The organism is Streptomyces fulvoviolaceus, from assembly GCF_000718165.1.
GTDB lineage: Bacteria > Actinomycetota > Actinomycetes > Streptomycetales > Streptomycetaceae > Streptomyces > Streptomyces fulvoviolaceus.
In genome coordinates this window covers 1-1,370 of sequence record NZ_JOEY01000139.1, presented here as the reverse complement: position 1 = coordinate 1,370, position 1,370 = coordinate 1, and the positions used below count along the sequence as shown (strand labels likewise).

General features: G+C 65.7%; 2 protein-coding genes. Both read right to left on the bottom strand.

Annotation, left to right across the window (positions count from 1 at the left end; translation table 11 throughout):
- Positions 1 to 213, bottom strand: a 213-nt coding sequence (locus IG08_RS0153135) for an RICIN domain-containing protein (protein ID WP_199821152.1), incomplete at its 3' end; no start/stop codon positions are given.
- 74 nt (positions 214 to 287) lie between these two features.
- A partial coding sequence (locus tag IG08_RS0153130; RefSeq protein WP_030622027.1) for a pectinesterase family protein occupies positions 288 to 1,370 on the bottom strand: 1,083 nt, incomplete at its 5' end.

Sequence of the window (1,370 nt, the reverse complement as noted above, 5' to 3'; positions counted from 1 at the left end):
GCAGTTCCACTGCTGCACGAGGGCCTTGTTGGCGGTGCTCATGTCGACGACATCGAGGCACATGCCGCTCTTGGTGACCGCCAGGGTGTAAGTGCCGCCAGCGGTCGGGGTCGCCGCCTGCGCGGGCCCCGCGGAAGCACCGATCACCAGGATCGGCAGGGTCAATACAAACGCGACCATCGCGTGGAGGAGGCGGCGATGTGTCTTCACCATGCGTGTGCGTGTGCGTACGCGGCTCTGTCGCACGGGTGTGCTCCTTCCTGAGGTCGGCTAGTGGTCGTCGTCGCTCACAGCGGATTCCACCCGTCGGAGCCCGCGAGGTACTTCTGCGGCGTGTAGTTGGCGGCTGCGGAGTCGCTGAGCTGCGGCCGGTTGCTGTTGATCGTCGCTCCGGCGCCGGTGTTCTTGTATTCGGTGAACCGCGCGTTCTGCCAGGAGTTGGATGACATGTCCGTCCACGGCTGGGCGGTGGCGATGGTGGCGCTGAGTGTCGACTCCCGGTAGAGCACCTGCGCGTCCGGGTACCAGGGACGGCCCAGCTGGGTGGTGTTGTTGGTCGCGCCGGTGATGTTCGACCGGTAGAAGAGGAAGCCGTACTGCTTCGCGATGTCCGTGCTGGCCGCGGTGATCGGGCCGCCGGTCGTCCGCTTCTCGTAGATGTCGCAGTCGTTGAAGACGATGGTGCCGGCGCCGAAGATGAAGTCGACGGTGCCTTCCACGTAGGAATTCAGCACGTAGGCCCGTGCTCCGGTGTTGACCAGGAAGGTGTCCTGGTCGCCCAGCAGCCGGACGTTGTTGAACACGGAGCGGTCCGCGTTGAGGTTCAGCGCCACGGCCTGGTGACCCGACGTGGTCGTGCTTTCGTCGAAGTCGTTGGAGACGGTGAGGTTGGTGGCCGTGAAGTCGTGCCCGTTGGCGAACATGGTGGCGCTGCCCGAGGTGCCGTAGTCGCCGGCGCTGTGGTTGTTGACGATCACGGTCGCTGCGGACGAGGAACCCAGCCCCTGCAGGGTGATGTAGGGCTTGTTGCTCGGGATCGTCACGATCTCGCGGTAGGTCCCGGGCGCGATGGTGATGACGACGGGCTGTGTGTTGCCCGTGGGTACCGCGTCGACGGCCGCCTGGACGGTCCGGTAGGTCCCCGACCCGTCGGCGGCCACCGTCGGCTTACCGGCGACCAGGGTGAAGGCCCACTGTTTGTTGGTGTTGGCGGTGCAGGTTTCCTGGATGACGGGGTTGCCGGCGGTGGTGCTGGCATTGAGGTCGCTCAGGCACAGGCCACTGCTGACGCTCACGACCTGGTAGGTGCCGGAACCCGAAGCGGTGAAGCGCCAGAGCTGGTTGCTGCTGCCGACACAGGTGTACTGCTG